This is a genomic window from Oleiphilus sp. HI0067, assembly GCF_001635735.1.
The window spans coordinates 1-598 of sequence record NZ_LWFI01000045.1 but is presented as its reverse complement, the minus strand read 5'-3'; the positions used below and the strand labels follow the sequence as shown (position 1 = coordinate 598).

The 598-nt window shown below is 42.1% G+C and carries 1 protein-coding gene; it reads right to left on the bottom strand.

What is annotated here, in order from left to right:
- On the bottom strand, positions 1 to 598 hold a 598-nt coding region (locus tag A3739_RS29095; RefSeq protein ID WP_231876968.1), incomplete at both ends, for a hypothetical protein.

Genomic DNA, 598 nt, shown 5'->3' with positions numbered 1-598 from the left:
CACGTATTTCAACCATAAGATTGTCAAAGACACGATCTACGTCGTAAAAGAAGCGGCGCATCGCTTCGATCAATCCTTTTGTACTCCATGCATCTTGCATCGCTCTGCGAATATCGTCGGCAAGTGCATCAAACTTATCGAGATGAACAAGATCATGGAGGATTTCTTTCTGCGACATCATCAAACGTCGACTTGAACGCAAAGCAACGAGTTTTCTATAGAACTCAGCATGATCTTGTTGTGTTTGATCAGCAATATCATTCAGAGATGACTCAGCATCTTCATTGCGTTCATGCGCTAGTAAATGTTCTTTTGCGCGAACTAGCTGATGCCGTATTACTTTTTCACTGCTCTGTACTAAAGAACTGATATCAGAAATAGCTGAGCTGTAGAGTAAACATTCACGCTCGTTAACCAACTGCTCTATCAGCAAGTTTTCAAATTTTTGGAGGCCACTTTTCTGACCTAGCGCATCATCTTGTTTTACTTTTGCATGTAATGCTTTCTTTGCTGAAACTGGCAACACATGCTCTGCGGCAATACAAAGCTTTCTAGCAGTATCCTGCTTCACTGACTCAATCGCTGCAGCCGTATACGT